At 73.2% G+C, this 21,273-nt stretch carries 19 protein-coding genes; 7 read left to right on the top strand and 12 right to left on the bottom strand.

Annotated elements, in window-relative coordinates; translation table 11 throughout:
- Positions 1-139 precede the first annotated feature (139 nt).
- From ACZ4MH_RS00855 to yczE, 3 genes are all read right to left on the bottom strand, one after another.
- Positions 140-1,498, bottom strand: a complete 1,359-nt coding sequence (locus ACZ4MH_RS00855) for an MFS transporter (RefSeq protein ID WP_351586538.1) — start codon at positions 1,496-1,498, stop codon at positions 140-142.
- Positions 1,499-1,563: 65 nt separating this feature from the next.
- Entirely contained in the window at positions 1,564-2,364 is an 801-nt protein-coding gene (locus ACZ4MH_RS00850; protein WP_351586540.1) for a glycerophosphodiester phosphodiesterase family protein, read from the bottom strand.
- A 111-nt stretch (positions 2,365-2,475) separates the two neighbouring features.
- Complete coding sequence (gene yczE, locus ACZ4MH_RS00845; protein ID WP_351586542.1) at positions 2,476-3,129, bottom strand: membrane protein YczE; 654 nt, start codon at positions 3,127-3,129, stop codon at positions 2,476-2,478.
- A 222-nt stretch (positions 3,130-3,351) separates the two neighbouring features.
- Here yczE and ACZ4MH_RS00840 point away from each other — a divergent pair, with 222 nt between their 5' ends.
- Entirely contained in the window at positions 3,352-4,857 is a 1,506-nt protein-coding gene (locus ACZ4MH_RS00840) for an SCO1417 family PLP biosynthesis transcription factor (RefSeq protein ID WP_351586544.1), read from the top strand.
- 142 nt (positions 4,858-4,999) lie between these two features.
- Here ACZ4MH_RS00840 and ACZ4MH_RS00835 read toward each other — a convergent pair whose 3' ends face one another.
- Both ACZ4MH_RS00835 and ACZ4MH_RS00830 read right to left on the bottom strand, forming a co-directional pair.
- Entirely contained in the window at positions 5,000-6,598 is a 1,599-nt protein-coding gene (locus ACZ4MH_RS00835; protein ID WP_351586546.1) for a hypothetical protein, read from the bottom strand.
- A 40-nt stretch (positions 6,599-6,638) separates the two neighbouring features.
- Positions 6,639-6,833, bottom strand: a complete 195-nt coding sequence (locus ACZ4MH_RS00830; RefSeq protein WP_351586713.1) for a hypothetical protein — start codon at positions 6,831-6,833, stop codon at positions 6,639-6,641.
- 217 nt (positions 6,834-7,050) lie between these two features.
- On the opposite strand from ACZ4MH_RS00830, the gene ACZ4MH_RS00825 reads away from it, so the two are divergent.
- Positions 7,051-7,224 (top strand): hypothetical protein, encoded by a 174-nt coding sequence (locus tag ACZ4MH_RS00825; protein ID WP_351586548.1) that lies wholly within the window; start codon positions 7,051-7,053, stop codon positions 7,222-7,224.
- 36 nt (positions 7,225-7,260) lie between these two features.
- Here ACZ4MH_RS00825 and ACZ4MH_RS00820 read toward each other — a convergent pair whose 3' ends face one another.
- The 3 genes from ACZ4MH_RS00820 to ACZ4MH_RS00810 all read right to left on the bottom strand — a co-directional run bounded on the left by ACZ4MH_RS00820 (position 7,261) and on the right by ACZ4MH_RS00810 (position 10,657).
- On the bottom strand, positions 7,261-9,144 hold the full coding sequence (locus tag ACZ4MH_RS00820) for an SNIPE associated domain-containing protein (RefSeq protein ID WP_351586550.1): 1,884 nt from the start codon (positions 9,142-9,144) through the stop codon (positions 7,261-7,263).
- 192 nt (positions 9,145-9,336) lie between these two features.
- The gene (locus tag ACZ4MH_RS00815; RefSeq protein ID WP_351586552.1) at positions 9,337-9,969 is read right to left on the bottom strand and encodes a histidine phosphatase family protein; all 633 of its coding nucleotides are present in this window, start codon (positions 9,967-9,969) and stop codon (positions 9,337-9,339) included.
- A 145-nt stretch (positions 9,970-10,114) separates the two neighbouring features.
- On the bottom strand, positions 10,115-10,657 hold the full coding sequence (locus ACZ4MH_RS00810; RefSeq protein ID WP_351586554.1) for a DinB family protein: 543 nt from the start codon (positions 10,655-10,657) through the stop codon (positions 10,115-10,117).
- Positions 10,658-10,893: 236 nt separating this feature from the next.
- On the opposite strand from ACZ4MH_RS00810, the gene ACZ4MH_RS00805 reads away from it, so the two are divergent.
- The 3 genes from ACZ4MH_RS00805 to ACZ4MH_RS00795 all read left to right on the top strand — a co-directional run bounded on the left by ACZ4MH_RS00805 (position 10,894) and on the right by ACZ4MH_RS00795 (position 14,548).
- Positions 10,894-12,264, top strand: a complete 1,371-nt coding sequence (locus tag ACZ4MH_RS00805; RefSeq protein ID WP_351586556.1) for an MFS transporter — start codon at positions 10,894-10,896, stop codon at positions 12,262-12,264.
- A 126-nt stretch (positions 12,265-12,390) separates the two neighbouring features.
- Positions 12,391-13,086, top strand: a complete 696-nt coding sequence (locus ACZ4MH_RS00800; protein WP_351586558.1) for a type 1 glutamine amidotransferase domain-containing protein — start codon at positions 12,391-12,393, stop codon at positions 13,084-13,086.
- 97 nt (positions 13,087-13,183) lie between these two features.
- Positions 13,184-14,548: an aldehyde dehydrogenase family protein gene (locus ACZ4MH_RS00795; protein ID WP_351586560.1), complete on the top strand. Its 1,365-nt coding sequence runs from the start codon at positions 13,184-13,186 to the stop codon at positions 14,546-14,548.
- Positions 14,549-14,561: 13 nt separating this feature from the next.
- Here ACZ4MH_RS00795 and ACZ4MH_RS00790 read toward each other — a convergent pair whose 3' ends face one another.
- From ACZ4MH_RS00790 to ACZ4MH_RS00775, 4 genes are all read right to left on the bottom strand, one after another.
- Positions 14,562-15,305, bottom strand: coding sequence for a GntR family transcriptional regulator (locus ACZ4MH_RS00790; protein WP_351586562.1), 744 nt, complete (start codon positions 15,303-15,305; stop codon positions 14,562-14,564).
- Between the two features lie 102 nt (positions 15,306-15,407).
- Complete coding sequence (locus ACZ4MH_RS00785) at positions 15,408-16,235, bottom strand: HpcH/HpaI aldolase/citrate lyase family protein (protein ID WP_351586564.1); 828 nt, start codon at positions 16,233-16,235, stop codon at positions 15,408-15,410.
- Positions 16,232-17,125, bottom strand: coding sequence for an HTD2 family dehydratase (locus ACZ4MH_RS00780; protein WP_351586566.1), 894 nt, complete (start codon positions 17,123-17,125; stop codon positions 16,232-16,234). The genes ACZ4MH_RS00785 and ACZ4MH_RS00780 overlap by 4 nt, the downstream gene beginning before the upstream one ends.
- A gap of 37 nt (positions 17,126-17,162) precedes the next feature.
- On the bottom strand, positions 17,163-18,554 hold the full coding sequence (locus tag ACZ4MH_RS00775) for an MFS transporter (RefSeq protein WP_351586568.1): 1,392 nt from the start codon (positions 18,552-18,554) through the stop codon (positions 17,163-17,165).
- Positions 18,555-18,822: 268 nt separating this feature from the next.
- Here ACZ4MH_RS00775 and ACZ4MH_RS00770 point away from each other — a divergent pair, with 268 nt between their 5' ends.
- Positions 18,823-20,040 (top strand): MmgE/PrpD family protein, encoded by a 1,218-nt coding sequence (locus ACZ4MH_RS00770; protein WP_351586570.1) that lies wholly within the window; start codon positions 18,823-18,825, stop codon positions 20,038-20,040.
- Positions 20,040-21,260, top strand: a complete 1,221-nt coding sequence (locus ACZ4MH_RS00765) for a CaiB/BaiF CoA transferase family protein (RefSeq protein ID WP_351586572.1) — start codon at positions 20,040-20,042, stop codon at positions 21,258-21,260. The genes ACZ4MH_RS00770 and ACZ4MH_RS00765 overlap by 1 nt, the downstream gene beginning before the upstream one ends.
- Positions 21,261-21,273: the final 13 nt, after the last annotated feature.

Below are 21,273 nucleotides of genomic sequence, written 5' to 3'. Positions count from 1 at the left end.
CGCCCCTTCTTGTACCCACCAACGCCCGGTTTGTCACATCTGGCAGCAGATGTCACCCGGCGCTGTCCGAAGTTCAGCGCGCAGTAACGGTCCGCCTGGTGAGCCAAAGGCGTACACTACCGGCCCGCGCCCCACTTGCCTAAATCAGGTCGGGGGTGCGGTTTCCGGCCGCCGTCGCGGCACGCCGCACGGGCACACGGGCAAGCAGGACAAAACCGATCAAGAAGAACGCCGCCAGCGAGGCGATCGCGTCACGGTAGCTGCCCGTCATCTGGTAGGCGATACCGAAAACCAGCGGCCCCAGCCAGCTCACCCCCCGGTCGCTGATCTCGTACGCGGCGAAGTATTCGGCCTCTTTTCCGTGCGGGATCAGGTGCGAGTACAGCGACCGCGAGAGCGCCTGACTGCCGCCCAGCACCAGCCCGATCGCCACGGCCAGACAGAAGAACCACACGGGCGCGTGCGCGGGCAGGAAGTACCCCGCGACGATCACCGCCGTCCACGCCACCAGCGACGCCAGAATCGTCCGTTTGGCGCCGTGCCGCCGGGCCAGCCGGCCCATCAGCACCGCGCCCGCCGCCGCCAGCGCCTGCACCAGCAGCACCGCGACGATCAGCGTCGTCTGGTCCAGGCCCAGCTCCTCCGAGCCGAACACCGACGCCTGGGTGATCACCGTTTGTACCCCGTCGTTGTAGACCAGGTACGCCAGCAGGAAGGCCAGCGTCAGCGGGTACCGGCGCAGGTCGCGCAGCGTCTCCCGGAGCTGCCGCAGGCCGCCTCCGGGGGCCGGGGACGCGGCCGTACGGACCGGGCGGCGGTCCCGGAGCCGGCGCAGCGGGACGAGCGTGAACACCGCCCACCACAGGCCCGCCGACGCCAGACAGATCCGGATGGCGTTCTCCTGCGAGATCCCGAAGGAGGCGTGGCCCGCGTACAGGACCAGGTTGGCCACCAGGACCAGCGCGCCCGCCGCGTAACCGAATGCCCAGCCCCGTGAGGACACCGCGTCCCGCTCCTCGGGGGTCGAGATCTGCGGCAGGTAGGAGTTGTAGAGCATCATCGACACGACGAACGACACGTTCGCGACGATCAGCAGCGCACCACCGAGCAGATAGCGGTCGCCGCCCAGGAAGAGCATCCCCGTCGTCGCCGCTGCGCCTCCGTACGCGCACCCGCCCAGCAGCGGCTTCTTGCGCCCTGTGCGGTCGGCGACGGCCGCCGCCAGCGGCATCGCCAGCACCGACAGCAGCAGCGAGGCCGACACCGAGTACGCGTAGAACGACCCGGCCCGCACCGGGATGCCCAGCGGGTGGACGAATCCGTGCGCGTCGGCCGCCGCCTTCGCCACGGCCGTCAGATACGGCCCGAGGAAGACCGTCAGGACGGTCGTCGAGTAGACGCTGTTGGCCCAGTCGTACCAGTACCAGCCGCGCTGCTCGCGCCGCCGGTCGGCCGCGTCCCTCGGCTCGGCCGCTTCCACGGCGATGTCGACACCCACAGGTTCCCCCTCGCGCTCCCCGTCACGGCGGCGGGAGCGGTCGCGGTACGGCGCCCGTGGTCAGGTCAGGTCCAGGCGCCCCGCGCGGTCAGCACATCCCGCAGCGTGTCTATGTGATCGGTCATGATGCCATCTACACCTAGATCCAGGAGATCGGCCATCCGCGCGGCGTCGTTCACGGTCCAGACATGCACCTGGAGGCCCAGTTGCCGGGCCGCCCGCAGGAAGAGCCGGTCCACCACCCGTAGGCCCGCGTGCCGCTCCGGTACCTGTACGCACACCGCGCTGCGCCGTACCGCTGCGCCCAGCAACCGGTCCAGCGGCAGGCTCCGCCCGTAGGAGCGCAGCCGCAGCCCCGCCACCCCGCGGGTGCCCAGTGAGGTGGCCAGCCGGCCGCCCGCGAGCTGCTGCGCCCGCCCGGCCCGCGCCTCGGAGAACGAACCGACGCACACCCGGTCCCACGCGCCCGTACGGCGCAGCAGCGCCAGCAACGGGCGCAGCGCCGCCTCGGCCTTCACGTCCACGTTCCAGCGGGCCTCCGGGAACTCCTCCAGAAGTTCCTCGAAGAGCGGCAGCGGCTCCCGGCCCGCCACCCTGGCCTGCCGCACGGCCCGCCAGGGCAGCGCCCCGATGCGGCCGCTGCCGTCGGTGACCCGGTCCAGGGTGGCGTCGTGGAACGCCACCAGGCGGCCGTCCGACGTGGCGTGCACATCGGTCTCCAGATAGCGGTAGCCGCGCTCGACGGCGCGGCGGAAGGCGAGCGCGGTGTTCTCCAGGCCGTCCGCAGCCCCGCCCCGGTGGGCGAAGGCGAGCGGCGCCGGGTGGTCGAGGTACGGGTGGCGGGGGCGCGGGCGCAGGACGGTCACGCGGGCAGTATGGCGGGCGCTCCGTATGGCGGGGGAGCGGGGTCCGGCCCCCAGAGGTGCGGCGCTGGCCCTAGAGGTGCGGCGGCCCCGGGCCCCGAGGGCCGGCGCTGCTCAGGAGTCGCAGCCCGCGACCGCCTCCGGTGCCGCCGCCGACTGCTCCTGTGGTGCGGACGCCCCGGCGACCGGCGCGGACGTCCCGGCGACCGGTGCGGACTTCCCGGTGACCACCCGGGACGCCTCGTCCAGTCCCTTGATCGCGAAGAGCCGCAGGAAGAACTGCGCCATCGGCCCGATGGCCAGCGCGTACACGACCGTGCCCACGCCGACCGAGCCGCCGAGCGCGAAGCCCGCGGCCAGTACGGTGATCTCGATGCAGGTACGGACGAGACGGATGGGACGGCCGGTGCGCAGATGCAGCCCGGTCATCAGCCCGTCCCGCGGCCCCGGGCCGAAGCGCGCGGAGATGTACAGGCCGGTCGCCGCGCCATTGAGGGCGACCGCACCGGCCAGCATCGGGACGCGCACCCAGAACGACGGGGACGCGGGCACCAGGGCCATCGTCGCGTCCATCACCAGGCCCAGCACGATGACGTTCGAGACCGTGCCCAGGCCCACGCGCTGCCGCAGCGGGATCCACAGCAGCAGGATCAGCGCGCCGGAGACGATCGTGACCGTGCCGATCGTCAGGCCGGTGTGTTCCGCGATGCCCTGGTTCAGCACGCTCCACGGCTCCAGGCCGAGGTCCGCGCGTACCATCAGCCCCATGCTCACGCCGTACAGCACGAGACCCACGTAGAGCTGGATCAGTCGGCGCGGCAGATGGCGCTCTTTCGCGGACCCCTCAGCGGGTTCCTCCGTGGACCCCTTTGCTGACCCCTTTGCAGACAATGCTTTCCCCTCCTGGCAGAATTGGACTGTACGAGGTCAGCCTGTGGCGGGCTGGCGGCCGGGTTCCATGGCCAATCGCGGAAAGGTGGACTGGTCGAGATGGCGCAGTGGACTTCAGCGGTGGGTGCGGCCCAACTCGCCCGCCTGGTGCGGTCGCAGGACGACCGCGCTGCCTCGGCGGCGGTCGGCGGCCGTCGCATCCCCGCGTACCGGACCCTCGCCGACGGCGTCCGCCTTCTAGTGCTCGAAGGGCGGGTCCCGGTGGCCGCCCGGCTGCCCGCCGAGCGCGAGCTGGCCGCCGCGCTGTCGGTCAGCAGGACCACCGTCGCCGCCGCCTACGAAGCGCTGCGCGCCGAGGGCTTCCTGGAGTCCCGGCGCGGCTCGGGCAGCTGGACGGCCGTGCCGGCCGGCAACCCGCTGCCCACCCGGGGCCTGGAGCCGCTGCCCCCGGAGGCCGCCGGCTCGATGATCGACCTGGGCTGCGCGGCGCTGCCCGCGCCCGAGCCCTGGCTCACCCGCTCCGTGCAGGGCGTCATGGCGGACCTGCCCCTGTACGCCCACACGCACGGCGACTACCCGGCCGGGCTGCCCGCGCTGCGCCAGGCCCTCGCCGACCGCTACACGGCCCGCGGCATCCCCACCATGCCCGAGCAGATCATGGTGACCACGGGCGCGATGGGCGCGGTGGCCGCGATCTGCCGCCTGATCACCCGGCCCGGGGAGCGGGTGGCCGTCGACTCGCCCTCGTACGCGAACATCCTGCAGCTGATGCGGGACGCCGGGGCCCGGCTCGTCCCGGTGGCGCTGGCCGAGCGGCTCGGCGGCTGGGACATCCCGGCCTGGCGCCAGGTGATGCGGGACGCCGCGCCCCGTATGGCGTACGTCGTCGCCGACTTCCACAATCCCACCGGCTCGCTCGCCACGGAGGAGCAGCGGCGCGGACTGGTCGCGGCGGCCCGCTCGGCCGGTACGGTCCTGGTCGTCGACGAGACGATGGCCGAGCTGTGTCTCGACCCGGGTGTCGAAGTGCCGCCCTCGGTCTGCTCGTTCGACCCGTCGGGCAGCTCGGTGATCACCGTGGGTTCGGCGAGCAAGGCGTTCTGGGCCGGTATGCGCATCGGTTGGGTGCGTGCGGCCCCGGACATCATCCGCAGCCTGGTCGCCGCCCGCGCCTACGCCGACCTCGGCTCCCCGGTCCTCGAACAGCTCGCCATCACCACGCTGCTGGACGGCGGCGGTTGGGAAGAGGCGGTCGCCATCCGGCGGGAACAGGCGCGCGAGAACAGGGACGCGATCGTCGACGCGGTCCGACGCCACCTGCCCGACTGGGAGTTCAGCGTCCCCAGCGGCGGCCTCACCCTCTGGGCGCGCACGGGTGGCCTGTCCGGCTCGCGCATCGCGGAGGCGGGGGAGCGGCTGGGCGTACGGGTGCCGTCGGGGCCGCGCTTCGGCGTGGACGGCGCCTTCGAGGGCTTCGTGCGGCTCCCGTTCACGGTCAGCGGCGCGGTCGCCGACCAGGCCGCCTCCCGGCTGGCAGGCGCCGCCCACCTCATCGCCACGGGCCGGTCCCAGGACAGCGACACACTGCACTCGTTCGTGGCCTGACAGCTGCACTTGTTCGTGGCCTGTCAGGCCTGACACGGACTGCCAGGCCTGACACCGGTCCCGGAAGAAGGATCCGGGCGGCCGCCGGCAGAGCGCGTCACCGGTGGCCGCCCGGAGAACAGAGGCCCGTGAGGGCGGTCGGTCACACCGCCCCCGAGGCGGTGCCGGCCCGGTACCCGAAGTCCGCGTTGTCGGCGGGCGGGGCGGCGGCCGCGGGCACGGAGCCGAGCGCCGTGCGCTCCGGCAGCAGCGCCAGTACCGCCTGCCGGTGGTACTCGCTCGTCGCGTCGTCGAACGGGTCGGGCGTGGCGGGCACTTGGAGACGGAGGACCGGGCCCGAGCCGAGCCGGGCGTAGCCGCGCCCCGGCGGGACCTGGTCGGCGGGCGTGGTCTCCGGTGGCGCGCCCAGGACGGCGCGCACGTCCTCCGGGCCGGCGGGCCCGAGCACGACGCGCGCCCGGGTGTGGGCGCGTACCGGCTCGCTCAGCAGCTCCGCACTCTCGAACTGGTCGGCGACGGCCACGGTGACGCTCGCCGCGCGCCCGTGGCGCAGCGGCACCTGGAGGAGGCGCTGCGGGTCCTCGCGGCCCTCGGCGGCGGCGAGGTGGGTCAGCGCGCTCGGCCGGTCGACGAGGACCCACAGCGGCTGCCGGATGTCGTCGGGGACCGGCAGCCCGGCCTGCCGCGCGCGGTTCGCGGCGATCAGCCGCCGCTCCGTCTCGTGCGCCGCCCACTCCAGCGTGGCCAGCGCGCTGGTCAGCCCGCACTCCACGCCGAGCACGCCGGGCCGCCCCAGCAGGAAGGCGAATTCGCCGGTCCCGCTGCCGTCGATCACCAGCACATCGCCGTGGCAGAGCGCCTGCAGGGCGACGGACCGCAGCAGGGTCGTGGTGCCGCTCCCGGGGCGGCCGAGGGCCAGCAGGTGCGACTCGGTGGAGCGCGGCCCGGTCCGCCAGACCACCGGCGGCACGTCCCGCGGCTCCGCCTCCTCGGCCGCGCCCGCCACCGGTACGGTGCGCTGGACCGCGCCCGCGTCGGTGAAGCCGAGCACGGTCTCGCCCGGTGTGGTCACGAACCGCTGGGCCGCGATGTCGGTCGGCAGCGCGGGCAGCACGGTCAGGACGAGCTGGTTGCCCTCCTGGTCCCACGCGAAGTGGTACTCCCGGCCGCGCCCCGACTTGGCGAGCAGCACCTGTTCGATGCGGGCCCGGGACTGGGGCTCGGCATCGGTGAAGTACACCGGGTACTTCAGGCGCAGCCGTGCGAGCCGCCCGTCCTCGTCGAACTCGTACTCGGGGAAGGCGGTGGCCCAGTCGCCGTCGTGGACGTACAGCGGGTTCGGGTCGCCCTCGAAGCTCAAGTACGGCACCAGCGCCTCGTACAGGGCGCGCAGCCGGCCGGTCTCGGCCTCGGTCGGCCCGGCGTCGGCGGGCGTCCGCTCCCGGCCCGCCCAGGCCGCCGCCGCCATCACCGAGATGAGGCCGAGCAGCGGTCCGTACGGCACGAGCGCCAGCGACGCCAGGCACACGGCCGTCGTGGCCAGCAGCGGGCCGCGGCGCTCCTGCGGCGTCGCCGACCACCGCTGCCGGCCGGCCGAGAGCAGTCGGCGCAGGCCGCGGCCGATGACGAGCAGCGGGTGGAACACGTCGGAGGCGCTGTCGGCCGCGGTCCGCGCGAAGTCGCGGCCGCGGGCGAGGGGAGCGGTGTTGCTCAGGATGCTGGGCAGTGGACGCCGGGGCACGGAAGGTCTCCTGGGGAAGCGTGACGACTCGGCGGGACTCTCAGAGCGAGAGCCCCTTGAGCAGGCCCGCGAGGCTCGCGCCGCCGGCCTTGATGCCCGGGGCGATGGCGGTGCCCGCGAGGTAGAAGCCGAACAGCGCGCAGACGACGGCGTGGGAGACCTTCAATCCGTCCTTGCGGAAGAACAGGAACATGATGACGCCGAGCAGGACAACGCCGGAGATGGACAGGACCATGGGGGTTCTCTCCTGGGTGGTGGGGACGGTCACCATGAGTTCTTCCAGCCTCACAGCCCGTATCAAGCCCGGCAAAGCCGCAAATGGGTGATTTATCGTTGAAACCGCCCAATCGGGCCCCGTCGTAGCGCAATCTGCCCCGGAGTGTGCCTACAAGCGCCGTAGATGCCGGTCGCGCCCCTTGTGCGGCACTTCGGTCCGCAGGAGTGTGTGCGCCATGGCCGTCACCGTGCGACCGCACTGCTCGAAGTGCTGCCCGGTCGTCCCTCCGAAGCCGGTCCTCCCGGAACGCCTGCCCCCCTCCGCGTGGGTCGCCTTCCTCCTCGGCGCCGCGGCCCTCATCGGAAGCTGGGCACTGGTGCTGTGGGTGTTCAGCAGCCTGTTCGACTGACGGGTGGGTTTCACGGGCCGTGTCCGGCGGCGGCGCTCAGGGCGTCCCGCTCGCGCGCCACTCCAGGGCTTCCGCCTCCTCGCGGAACTCCAGCAGGTGCTGCCCCGCCAGCCGCCCGAGTGCCTCCCGTACCTCCGTAGGTCGCACCCGGAAGAATTCCCTGCGGGTGTTCACGCGGTTCACGCGACGATCCTCAAACTCCTGGTGGAGCCGCCGCTCCAGCCCCACCGCGTCCTCACTGAAGATCAGCGCATGGACATCGAACCGGAACGGCACGGACGCGTCGCCGAGCTCGTTGACCCGGTCCATCGGATCCAGTCGGCGGGTCAGGCCGATCTTGACCGTCCGGTCACCGAACGCACCGACGTTGGAGATCACGTACACATAGCCCGCCCGGACATTGGCTTCCCGGTGGTCGACCGCCTCGGTGGCGGCGTCGACCTCGGCCAGCCTGGCCTCCAGCTCTGCGATGGAGGTGGCGTCGGCCACCCCTGTCGAGGCGCGCAGCCGCGCAAGCGCACTCTCGTAGTGGCGGCGCTCCTTCTCCAGTCGTTCCCGCTCCCGCTGGATCTCGCGCTGCAGCTTCTCTTCCTCGCGCTGCGCCTCGCGCAGTTCCCGCCGGTGCTCCTTCTCTCGTTCCTGCTGCTCCAGGTGGTCGGCCGTCAGCTCCAATTCGCGTACACGCAGGCCGTGGTACTCGTCCGTTACCCGGATCTGCATGGTGGCGCCCAGCCGGGCAATGGCGGCCCGGGACTTGTCCAGCCGGTCGACGGCAGCGGTGAGCCGATGCGGTCGCATGGTGCGTACAGCCGCATCCGCCTCCGCGTTGTAGGCGCGCAGCATGAGTGTGGAGAAATCCTTCACCATCTTGCGCCCGGCCTGCAGTGAGCCGTTGACCTGCCAGTTCACCGACCCCAGCACGGCATTGCCGTTCTTCGCCAGAATCTTGTAGCGGTCCTTGAGCGAAGTCAGTTCGGCCTTGTATGCCACGGCATCCGCGAGCCGGTGCCGGAACTCGTAGATCCCGGCCTCCTGCAGCAATGCGTTCTCCTCGGTCTCGACGACCGACTGCCGGAGTTGTGTGAGCCGGGCCTCCGCCGCGGCGATGTCACGCGCCAGCTCGGCCTGTCGCTGCCGAGCTCCGGTGAGCTCGGCCTCCGCCCTGTCGGCAGCCGCTTCGATCTTGGAGTCCAGTACCGCTTCCGACCGTGCGATGTCGTCCAGAAGTCCTTCGTGCGCACGTCGCAACCGCTGCTGTTCCGCAAGGATCTGTGCCGAATCCAGGCCCATCACCTGCGCAAGTTGTTGTCGCAGGACTTCGTTGTCCGCATGCAGTGCGGCGGCACCTGCCTGCATGCCGGCCAGTTGCTCGGTCAGCCGCGCGGCATCGGATTCAGCTTGGCGGCGACGGCGCCCGAAGACGCCGCCCACGGAGTGCCCGGAACCCGGCTGCGCGGGCGGGGGTGCCGACGGGGCTGGGGCCGGCCGAGCCGGAGTCTGGACGGGCGATGCAGCGGCAGTCGGCCCGCCGCCGCGTACGTGCTCCACCCACTGGCGTAACCGTGCCGCGACTTCGTCGCCGTCCCGTCGGTCGATGCCCGTGACGGTCACCGGAGGCGCCGACCACACGTCGATGTGCAAGCCGCCCCGCATCATCCCCGGTTCCCAGCGGAGTCCCATCAGAGCTTGGTACGGCAGGTCACGCAGCAGTCGGCTGCCCGTGGTCTCGCTCAGGAAGAAGGCTCGCGACGTAGTGACCGCCAAGATGCCGTCGGTGCCGTCGCATGCCCCCACGGCGAGGAGCTCGACGGCCTCACCGTCGTGCAGCACCTGCGGCAGGGCCCACAGCTCACGCTGCACGGCGTCCGTGGCGCCCTGCAGGCGGGTGAGCGCGGCATCGACATCGGGACGCTGGTGCATGGCATTCACTTTTCACTAGGGTGACCGGCTGCACCCTGCGTGCTACAGGCATCGCACGCGACCGCACAGACACACAGGGCATGCGCAGTATCGGACCCCGCCCGGCCGGAGCTGGGAAGATGATTTCCGGCCATGAGTATGTTCCGTCGGCATATTCCTGACTGTGCCCGTTTGGTCGGGCGCGGTCGAGGCTCAGCCAGCCAGGTCGGGGCTGGTCGTCGCCGGGATGTCGATGTCCGACCAGGTGAGGGCCGTCCAGCCGGTGGTGGGGGAGCCCTCCAGGGTGACGACCGCGGTGTTGGGGAGGGGGTGGGCGATGGCGAAGTCGGCGTCCAGATTGTGGGCGCGCGCCGCCGACCAGGTACGGATCGCCGCGCCGTGGCTCACCACGGCGGCCGTCTCGGCGCCGGAAGCGGCGATCTCCTCGATCACCGCGTCGTAACGCGCCAGCATCTCCACGCCGTTCTCGCCGCCCGGCATCCGCAGCTCCGGCTTGCCCGCAGGCCAGGAGAACGCCACGCGCTGGTACTGGTCGTTCGAGGCCGCGTCGCCGCGCATCTCCAGCTCGCCCGCGGCGATCTCGCGGACGCCGTCGCGGATCACCACGTCCAGGCCGCGGGTCTCGGCGAGCGGTGCCGCGGTCAGCTGCGTGCGCACGAGGGTGGAGGCGTAGAGCGCGTCGATCTTCTCGTCGGCCAGCCGCTCCGGGAGCGCGGCCGCCTGCTGCTCGCCCAGCTCGGTCAGACCGGGCCCCGGCGCTGTGGTGTCCAGCAGGTGGCCGACGTTGGACGGGGTCTGACCGTGACGGATCAGCAGCAGGCGCATGGGAGAACTCCGGTCGGGACGCGGGCGGCGTCCCGTACGGCGCGTGTCCGTACCGGCGCGCCGCCCGTACGGCACGTACGTATGTGGGCTATGCAAGCAATTTCAGGCTACCGGACATCCGGTGCTGCCCCGCCTGAGCCAGTACTTATGCCATGACGCCCGTCGCGCCGTCCGTCTGCTCGCGGAGGATGTCGGCGTGGCCGACGTGCCGGGCGGTCTCCTCGATGAGGTGGACATAGACCCAGCGCAGGGAGATCTCGCCGATCTGCGGATGGGGCACGACGTGGTCCAGGGGGAACGAGGCGGCCACCGCGCGCGACTCCGCGCACGCCGCGTCGTACGCCGCCAGCAGCCCGTCGAGCGACTCCTCGGGCTCCAGCTCCCAGCCGCCGTCGTGCTCACCCGGCGCTTTCGCGTCCCCCGCGGGCGACGCCGGACCCGACAGCAGGTCGGGGAACCAGGCCCGCTCCACCACGGTCAGGTGCTTGACCAGCCCCGCGAGGGTGGTCTCCGAAGGGACGAGCCGGCGGCGCGCCGCGGCGTCGGCCAGGCCGCGCACCTTCCCCCGGAGCGTCGAGCGGTGGAAGTCCAGGAACGCTTCCAGTACTTCGCGTTCGCCGCCGGTGCGGACGCGCATCGGGGCCGGCAGGTCGGCGGGCGCTGTGGGTTCGGGCTGAAGTTCGGTCATGGAGGGAGTCTGCCGTACCGCCCGCGCGACGGATTACGCGGGGAGCGAGCACTGCCGCGCGAGCACATCGGGCGGTATAGGAACGAAATACATCCACAGGTACTGGCGCGGGCGCGCGACGGCGCGCGGACGGAACGGGGGCGGGCGGCGTGAGCGGACCCATGGGGGAGCGGGCCGACGGGAGCAGACGGACCGGAGGCGGCCGCAGCGGCAGATGGTCGGCCGGCCGGACGCGAATGCGACCGCTGGCCGGGCTGCTGGCGGCGGCCGCCGTCTCCCAGGCCGGCACGCGGGTGTCGGCGATCGCGCTGCCCTGGTTCGTCCTGGTCACCACCGGCAGCGCGGCACAGACCGGCCTGGTCGCGTTCTGCGAGATGGCGCCGTACGTCCTGATCAAGGCGCTGACCGGGCCGCTGGTCGACCGGGCGGGAGCCCGGGTGATCTCCTGGACGGCGGACGTGGTCAGCGCGGGGGTGGTCGCCGCGGTGCCGGCGCTGCACGCCCTGGGCCTGCTGGACTTCTGGCTGCTGCTCGTCATGGTCGCGGTGATCGGCGGCGCCCGCGGCCCCGGCGACCTGGCCAAAGAGGTCATGATCCCGGAGGCCGCTGCCCGCTCGGCGATGCCCATCGAGCGGGCCACCGGCCTGCTCGGCGTGGTCGAGCGGCTGGCCGCCACGGTGGGCCCCGGCGTGGGCGGCGTAGTGGTCGCCGTACTCGGGCCGCTGGCCGGCCTGCTCGTCAACGCGGCGACCTTCGCCCTCGGATCGGTCCTCGTCGGCCTGGCACTGCCGCGCGGGATGGGCGGCGCGGACGACGGTACGGGCACGGCGCACGGCGGGGACGCCGCCGGAGCCGAAGCGGGGTACTGGCGCCGGTTCGCCGAGGGCTTCTCCTACCTGCGCGGCCAGCCGCTGCTGCTCATCATCATCTGCACCGTCGGCTTCACCAACTTTCTCGACGCGGCCCGCAACTCCGTGCTGATGCCGATCTGGGCCAAGGAGTCCGGCCACGGGCCGTCCGCGATCGGCCTGACGGTGAGCGCGGCGGGCCTCACGGCGGTGGCCGGCAGCCTGGTCGCCGCGGTCGTCGCGCACCGGATGCGCCGCCGGCTGGTCTTCTTCGCCGGCTTCCTGATCGCCGGCGCGCCCCAGTTCGTGATCCTGGCGGTGGACGTACCGGTGTGGGCGGTGGTGACGGTGTACGCGCTCTCCGGCTTCGGTTCCGGCTTCCTCAACCCGATCCTGGGCGCGGTCATCTGGGAGCGGATACCGCGCCGCCTCCTCGGCCGGGTCGGTGCGCTGGGCGACTCGCTGGCCTGGGCGGGCATCCCGCTCGGCGGCCTGCTGGCCGGCGCGGCGGTGGTCTGGGCGGGGCTGGTACCGGTCCTCGCGGTGAGCGGCGCGGCGTACTTCCTCGCCACCAACCTGGCGGGGCTGCGCCACGAGTGGCGGGAGATGGACCGGGAGGCGGAGGGCGGCACGGACCGGAAACCGGCCCGGGAGGCGGGGAACCGGCCCGCGCTTCCCGAACCCGTGACCGAGCCGCTCGCCCCGCCCCCGGCGGACGCCGCGCCCGCGCCGCACCCCGACCGGCTGGAGAAGGCATAGCGCGCGGCACGCCGGGAATGCGGGCCCCGGCGCGGTAGGCCGCCTCCGCCGCGTACAGCCGTTACGTTCAGGGGCACCACGTGAACCGCGCGGAACCGAAGGAACCGAAGGACCCGGAGGACCGACATGGCGAAGATCCTTTTCGTGCTGACCGGCGCCGACCACTGGACGCTGGCCGACGGCACCCGGCACCCCACCGGCTTCTGGGGCGAAGAGGTGGTGGCCCCGTACCGGGCGTTCACCGAGGCCGGCCACGAGGTCGTGGTCGCCACGCCCGGCGGCGTGCTGCCCACACTGGACCCGGCCAGCCTGGCCCCGGAGGTCAACGGCGGCCAGGAGGGCGCGGACGCGGTCGCCGCCGCGCTCCAGTCGATGGACCCGCTGCGCAGCCCGGTCAAGCTGGAGCAGGTCGACGTGGCCGGCTACGCGGCCGTCTTCTACCCCGGCGGCCACGGCCCGATGGAGGACCTCGCCACGAACGAGGACTCGGGCCGGGTACTGACCGACGCGCTGGCCTCGGGCAGGCCGCTGGGCCTCGTCTGCCACGGCCCGGCCGCGCTGCTGGCCACCCGCGGCCCCGACGGCGCCTCGCCGTTCGCCGGGTACCGCCTCACCGCCTTCACCAACGCCGAGGAGCAGCAGGCCGGCTTCGCCGATAAGGCGCCGTGGCTGCTCCAGGATCGCCTGGTGGAGCTCGGCACGGACTTCCGCGAGGGCGAGCCGTGGGCGCCGTACGTCCGCACCGACCGCAACCTCGTCACCGGCCAGAACCCGGCCTCCTCCGGCCCGCTCGCCGCGGAGATGGTCAAGGCACTGGGCTGACCGGGCCCCTTTTCCGACCCGGCGCGGAATGAATCCTTCCGCGCCGACGCTGTGCATGGTCGATCGCACGCACCACCCTGAACGAATCGAGCACCGCATGACCGGCTCACCCGCCACCTCCGCCGAAGCCCCCGCAGCAGCCGCCGGGACCGCCGAGGCCCCCGCCGACCTCGTCGCCCGGCTGCGTGCCACCTTCCGCGGCGGCCGCACCCGTTCCCTGGAGTGGCGAGCGCAGCAGCTCTGGAAGCTCCGTACGCTGCTCACCGAACACCGCGCGGACCTCGCCGCCGCCCTCCATGCGGACCTGGGCAAGAGCGAGGCGGAGGCGTTCGGCGCCGAGGTGGACTTCCCGATCCGGGAGATCGACCACACCCTGGAGCACCTGGAGGAGTGGCTGCGGCCCACGCCGGTCGCGCTGTCCGCCGAGGGCTTCCCCGCCGGCAGCTCGGCGGGCACCCGGTACGACCCGCTCGGCGTCGTCCTGGTCATCGCGCCCTGGAACTACCCCGCGCAGCTGCTGCTCGTCCCGCTCGCGGGCGCGCTCGCGGCGGGCAACACCGTCGTCGCCAAGCCCAGCGAGCTGGCCCCGGCGACCTCGGCGCTGCTGGCCCGGCTGCTGCCGGAGTACCTGGACACCGACGCGGTCGCCGTCGTCGAGGGCGGCGTACCGGAGACCACCGCACTCCTCGCCCAGCGCTTCGACCACATCTTCTACACCGGCAACGGCACGGTCGGCCGGATCGTCATGCGCGCCGCCGCCGAGCACCTCACGCCGGTGACGCTCGAACTGGGCGGCAAGTCACCGGCGTTCGTGGACCGGGACGCGGACGTGACGCGCACGGCACAGCGGCTGGCCCGCGCCAAGTTCCAGAACGCCGGCCAGACGTGCGTGGCCCCCGACTACGTCCTGACCGACCCGGAGACCTCCAAGGCCCTCCAAGTCGCGCTCGCCGAGGCCGTCGAGGAGCTGTACGGACCCGACCCGGCGGCCTCGCCCGCGTACGGCCGGATCATCAACCACCGCCACTTCGACCGGCTGACCGGCCTGCTCGACTCCGGCCGCACCGTCACCGGCGGCGGCCACGACCGCGCGCGCAAGTACCTCGCGCCGACCGTACTGGCCGACGTGAGCCCCCAGGCGCCGGTCATGCAGGAGGAGATCTTCGGCCCGGTGCTGCCGATCGTCGAGGTCGCGGACCTGGACGAGGCGATCGCGTTCATCAACGACCGGGACAAGCCGCTGGCCCTCTACGGCTTCACCGAGAACGAGGCCACGCGCCGCCGGCTCGCCACCGAGACCTCCTCGGGCGGCCTCGGCTTCGGTATGCCGATGGCCCACCTCCGCGTCCCCGACCTGCCCTTCGGCGGCGTCGGCGAGAGCGGGATGGGCGCCTACCACGGCCCGCACTCCATCGCCACGTTCAGCCACCGGAAGGCGATCCTGGACGTACCGCTGGCGTAAGGGCGTAACGGCGTCAGCGCCGCAGTCGCACCCGGTAGGAGTACTGCTCGGGCAGGAAGTAGCTGATGGCCAGCTCGACGCGGCGGCCCTCGGAGGTCGTGTAGAGGCGGTCGATGCGCAGCAGCGGGTGGTGCGGCGCGCACGCCAGCTCCTCCGCGACGGCGTCCGGCGCCGGCGCGACCGTGATGGACTGCTCGGCCTCGGTGATCGGCGAGTCCAGCCGGTCGTCCAGCAGGCCGATGATGGTGAACGTGGAGCGCGCGCCGGTCTCGGTGAGCTGGCCGACGCCCGCCAGCGTCTCGCCGACGTCCGGCGGCAGCCATACCGTGGTGTGGCAGAACGGCACGTCGTCGTGGAACCGGCGGAAGGCGAGGGTGTGCACCATGTCGCTGTCCAGCCGCAGCCGTCCGGCCGCGTCGATGTCCACGCGTCGCCGCAGCGGGCTGGACAGCTGCATGGTGGTGTCCAGGGACAGCCCCATCAGGTCGTCCACCGAGCCGAACCTGCGGACGTACCGGCCGTCGCGCGGCGCGGCGAACGTGCCGCGCCCGGGGACGCGGTACACCAGGCCCTCGGCGACCAGGTCGTGGAAGGCGCGGCGCACGGTCTGGCGGCTGACCCGGTACGTCTCGGCCAGCTCGGCCTCGGTCGGCAGCCGTACCCCCTTGGGGTACCGGTCGCCCGCGAGGTCCGTGCGCAGATCGTCCGCCAGCTGCTGATACGCGGACCGCCCACGGGCCGGCTTGTTGGCCGCCATCACATCCTCGTCGCCGTTCGGATCGGTCCGGACAGGCCGGACAGGAAAGGACGGCCAGCTTATCGGCCGCGGAACGGGCGGGTCACCTGCGGGGACGGCCGCTCAGCCGCCGCCGGCGCCCAGGATGCGACGGGCCCGCTCCAGTACCGGGCGGTCCACCATCCGCCCGTCGACCACGGTGACCGCCTCGCCCGCCGCCAGTACCCGCAGCGCCCAGTCCCGTTCGGTCGCCGACGGAGTGAACCCTTCGTGTACGGCGTCGAGTTGACGCGGGTGGATGCAGAGCTTGCCGGCGAAGCCCAGCCGGCGGGCGTGGGCGATGTCCGCGGGGAGCGGGCCGTCGGCCGAGAGGTCGGCGGTGACGCCGTCGAGCGGCGGCGCGAGCCCGGCCGCCGCCGAGGCGCAGACCACCCGCGAGCGCGCGTACGCCAGCGCCTGGTGGTCGTCGGGGTCCACGCCGAGATCGGCCGCCAGGTCGATGTTGCCGAAGGCGGCCCGGAGGAGGTTCGGGGCGCGGCACAGCGCGGCGGCGTTCTCCACCCCGGCCGCGGTCTCGATCAGCGCCAGTACCGGGCTCCTGCCGCCCGTCCGGCAGGCGATCGATTCCAGTACGGCCGGGTCCTCGGCCTTGGGCAGCATGACGGGCGCGCCGTGCGCCGCCGCCATCGCGAGATCGGCCTCGAACCACTCGGTGCCCGGCGCGTTGACCCGCACCACGGCCCGCGCGCCGCCCGCCAGCCACCTGGCCACGTCGTCCCGCGCGGCGTCCTTCCCGTCCGGCGCGACCGCGTCCTCCAGGTCCACGATCACCCCGTCGGCGCCCGCCGCTGCCGCCTTCGCGAACCGGTCGGCGCGATGCCCTGGGACGAAGAGCAGGCTGCGCGCCGCGGCGAGCGCCTGCGCGTACGAGGGTGCCCCGGTGCCGGTCATGCGAACGTCACCTCCGCCGTGGCGTGCTCCGCCGCGCGCGGCCCGGCCACCGACAGCCGTACGCCCGACGCGTCGCCGTCCTCGTACGGCGTGCCGCAGGACAGCAGCCGCTCGCCGCAGAACGACGGGGTGCGCAGCCGGTAGGACAGGGTGCGGACGGTGCGCTCGGGCGCGCGGCGGCGGACCAGCTCCAGCATCTGCAGGACGAGCAGCGGGCCGTGCACGACCAGGCCCGGGTAGCCCTCGACCCCGGTGACGTAGGGCTCGTCGTAGTGGATGCGGTGCGCGTTGGCGGTCAGCGCGCTGACGCGGAAGAGGACGGCCGGGTCGGTGGTCCACGGCAGTTGCCAGGGCGCGTCGCCGTGCGGCTCGGCGCCGGGGTCGAGGACGATCCGGTCCGGTACGGGCGCGTCGCCGCCGCTGCGGTAGACGATGTCCTGCTCCTCGGCCACCCGCACCTCGCCGTCCTGCCGGAACTCGGTGCGTACGGTGACGAACAGCAGCCCGCCGGTGCGGCCCCGCTTCGCCTGCACCTTGGCCACGCGGCTGGTCTGCTCGGCGGGCCGGCCGACGGTCAGGGGCGTACGGACCTCCAGGCGGCCGCCCGCGAACATCCGGCGCCGCTCGGGCAGCGGCGGCAGGAAGTGGCCGTCGCGCAGGTGCCCGTCCGGACCCAGCTCGCTCTGGCGGGCCCAGGTCAGGAAGTGCAGCCAGTGCCACAGCGGCGGCAGCGGCTGCCCGGCGGCGGCCACCGGCTCCGGCAGGTCCAGTACGGCGGAGAGCGCGGCGACCGGGGCGGGGTCGAGGGGGTCGGTGGCGCCGGTGTCGGCCGGGTGCCAGCTGCGGGCGGTCTCTTCGAGGACGCTGAAGTCGGCGGGGGCGCCGGACATGGGGGCTCCTGTCTGTACGGGTCGGGGGTGGGCCGGGTCAGCGGGTGGCGGCCGGGCTGGGGGAGCCGGGGCGTACCGGATCCTCCTGCGCCGGGCGGCCGTGCAGGTCCTCCAGCGCCCGGTCCCGCGTGTCGATGCCGAAGAACGCGACGGTGAGGGTGGCGATCAGCCAGGCCCCGGCGACGAAGGCGAAGACGCCCACGTAACCGAGCTGCGGCGTCGTGTAGACGGCCGCGATGACCAGGGGAGCGACGATGTTGGCGGCCCGCCCTGCGCCGTTGCCGAGGCCGGAGCCCGCGGTGCGCAGCGCGGTGGGGAAGTGCTCGGGCGTGTAGGAGTACAGGACGGCGATGTACGCCTGGCTGAGCGCGGCGACCAGTACGCCGAAGACCATGACGGCCCCGGTGCTGGTGCTCAGCCCGTAACCGATGCCGACGGCGGCGACGACCAGGCCGAGCGCCACGGCGAGGTGTTTGCGCGAGAAGCGGTCGATGAACGGGGTGGCGAGGAACGCGCCGGGCACCGCGCCGATGGTGGTGATCGCCGACATGGTCATCGACTGGGCGAAGTCCTGGCCGCGGTCGGCCAGCAGGGTCGGCACCCAGGACTGGAAACCGTAGAAGCCGGTCAGCGCGAAGACCCACACGATCATGATGACGACCGAGTTGCGGCGCTGGGCAGGCGCGAAGAGATCGCGGAAGCGGGCCTTGGGCCGAGCGGCGGGGGTGGGCTCGGACGACTGCTCCTGTCCGTCGCGGAAGTCCGGTACGAAGCGGCGCACGGCCTCCGCGGCCTCCGAGGTCCGGCCCCGGGAGAGCAGCCAGCGCGGCGACTCCGGCAGTCGCAGGACCAGCGGGAGCAGCAGGAAGCCGAGCGCCCCGGCGACGAAGAGCCAGCGCCAGGCCGTGGGGTGCGAGACGGTGATCCCGCGGGCGGTGAAGGCGACCAGCGGGATGCCGACGAGGCCGACACCGAGGGCCACGGCCTGGAAGCGCCCGCGGTGGGTGGCCGGGGTGACCTCGGAGAGGTAGGAGATCGCGATGGCGGTCATCGCGCCGAGGCCGAAGCCGGTGAGCGCGCGGGCCGCGGCCATCGGGCCGGGCGTGGAGACCACGGCGTTGAGCAGCGAGGCGGCCGAGAAGACGGCCACGGCGGCGGACATGCCGAGGCGGCGGCCGAGCAGGTCGGCGGCGCGGCCGCCGAGGACGGCGCCGACCGCCATGCCGGCGAAGCTCATGGCGGTCACCAGGGCCACGTCCTGGACGGTGAAGCCGTGCACGGCGCGGATCGCCGGGGCCGCGAAGGCGAAGGTGTTCAGGTCGGCGAGGTCGAACAGGAACATCGCGCTGATGATCAGGAGCACTCTTCGGTGCGTCCGGCCGATCGGTGCCCCGCTCAGCGCGGCGAGGGCGGGGGATGGGGTCGTCACTGACCTACCTCCAAAGGGGTCCCAGAAACGGGCGGCCATTTAGCGCGGGCATGTACGGCATCGCTCCGTACAAAGCGGCTCGACGGATGGCGTCGGCATTCTGTGGCCCGGCTCACGGCGGCGTCAAGGGCCTGGTACTCAAGGGTGGGCGGGGAATCGCGGGGCACCTCCGGCACCGTTGACACGGCGATCATTTGGCCGTACAAATCCTCGGCAGAGGAGTCGTCGGCCGGACCGCCGACGGCCGCCGCACCACGGAGGGGATCGCATGACCGCCGCCCGAGCCCTCGCCCAGTGGGCCCACGACCACCGGGCAGACCCCGACGACCTGGCGCTCGCAGGGCGCGCGCTGGCCGACACCGTCGCCGTCGCCCTGGCCGCCCGCGCGCACCCGCTGCAGCCGATCGCCGCCCCGCTCCCGGACGCGGCCCGCTGGGCGGCCATGGCGCACGTACTGGACTTCGACGATCTGCACATCGAGACCACCACGCACATCTCCGTGGTCACCGTCCCGGCCGTGCTCGCCGCCGGCGGCGACGCGCGCGCCTACCTCGCGGGCGCCGGCGTCATGGCCCGGCTCGGCGCGATGCTCGGCTGGGGCCACTACGCCAACGGCTGGCACGCGACCTGCACCGCGGGCGCCCCGGCCGCCGCCGTCGCGGCCGGTGTCGCCCTCGGGCTCGACCCTGAGCAGCTCGCCACCGCCATGGCGCTCGCCGTGCCCGCGGCCGGCGGCGTCCAGGAGGCGTTCGGCACGCACAGCAAGTCCCTGCAGGTCGGCTTCGCCGCGGACGCCGGCGTACGGGCCGCACGGCTCGCGCAGGCGGGCGCCACCGCCGACCCGCGCGCCCTGGACGCCTGGCTGACGCGCGTCGGCGGCACCCCCGCCACCGACTTCCCCGTGGCCCCGGCCGTCCCCGGCGGTCTCGCGATCAAGATGTACCCCTGCTGCTACGCCATGCAGCGCCCGATCGCCGCGCTCCGCGAGATCCGCGACCAGGTGCACGGAGAGCTCACGGGCGTCACCGTCACCACCCCGGCGGGCACCGTCCACCCCCTCATCCATGACCGGCCCGGCACCGGCCTGGAGGGCAAGTTCTCCATGCCGTACGCCGTTGCCACCGCGCTCCTCGACGCCTATCCCGGCTTCGACAGCTTCACCGACGAGGCCGTGAGCCGCCCCGCAGCGCAGAAGCTCGTCGGGCAGGTCACTGTCGACCGGCGGCCCGGCGAGACCACCACCCTCCTCGACGGCGAGGTCGCCCTCCGCCTCGACTTCGCCGACGGCACGGCCCTGCACTCGGTACTGGCCCTGCCGCCCGGCTCCCCGCAACGTCCGCCCACCGACGGCGAGTTGCGGGCCAAGTTCGCCGCCTGCGGCCCCGACGTACCGGACCTGCTCGCGGGCATCACGTGGGAGGGAGCGGCCGAGCTGATGCGGACGGCGTTCCCCGCCGCCACCGGCCGTACGGGCAAGGAGTCCTGATGGGGAATCAGCAAGGCGAGCATCAGCAACGCAAGCACCAGCAGCGCCCCCTTGAAGGCATCACCGTCGTCAGCATCGAGCAGGCGGTGGCGGCCCCCTTCGCCACCCGCCAGCTCGCCGACCTCGGCGCCCGCGTCATCAAGATCGAGCGCCCCGGTGACGGCGACTTCGCCCGCCGCTACGACACCACCGTGCACGGCCACTCCAGCTATTTCGTCTGGCTGAACCGCTCCAAGGAAAGCCTCACCCTGGACCTCAAGGACGAGCGCGGCCGGGAAATACTGCACCAACTCCTCGCCGAGGCCGATGTGTTCGTACAGAACCTCGCCCCCGGTGCCGCCGACCGCCTCGGCCTCGGCACCGACGCGCTCACCGCCCGCTATCCGCGGCTGATCCCCTGCACGGTCTCCGGCTACGGCACCACCGGCCCGTGGGCGGACCGCAAGGCGTACGACCTGCTCGTCCAGTGTCAGACCGGCCTGGTCTCGCTCACCGGCAGCGCCGACGAGGCCGCCCGGGTCGGTGTGTCCGTCGCCGACATCTCCGCCGGGATGTACGCCTACAGCGGCATCCTCACCGCCCTCTTCGCCCGCGCCACCACCGGGACCGTCCGCCCGGTGGAGGTCTCGCTCTTCGAAGCGCTCTCGGAGTGGATGAGCCAGCCCGCGTACTACACCCGGCACAGCGGCAGCCAGCCGCCGCGCGTCGGCACCCAGCACGCGACCATCGCCCCGTACGGCGCCTACACCGCGGCGGACGGCAAGGACGTGCTCTTCTCGATCCAGAACGAGCGGGAGTGGACGGCGCTGTGCCGGGAGTTCCTCGGTCGGCCCGAACTCGTCGACGACCCGCGGTTCGCCACCGGATCGGCGCGCGTCGCCCACCGCGACGCGCTCAACGCGATCGTCGCCGAGCGCTTCGCCCGCTCCGACGCCGCGGACATCATGAAGGTCCTGGAGGAGATCGGCGTCGCCAACGCCGGGGTCAACTCCGTCGCGGAATTCCTGGACCACCCGGTCCTGGAAGGCCGGGACCGCTGGCGCGAGGTCGCCGTCCCCGGCGCCACCGTGCAGGCCCTCCTCCCGCCCGCCGACCTCGCCGGACTCACCGCCCGCATGGACCCCGTACCGGCCGTCGGCGAACACACCGACGCGATCCTCACCGCGCTCGGCCGTACACCGGAGGACCTGGCCGCCCTCCGTGCCGACTCCGTCATCTGACCCGGACTCTTCG

Source organism: Streptomyces sp. NPDC026301, assembly GCF_055567935.1.
This window is presented reverse-complemented; position numbering and strand designations above follow the sequence as displayed.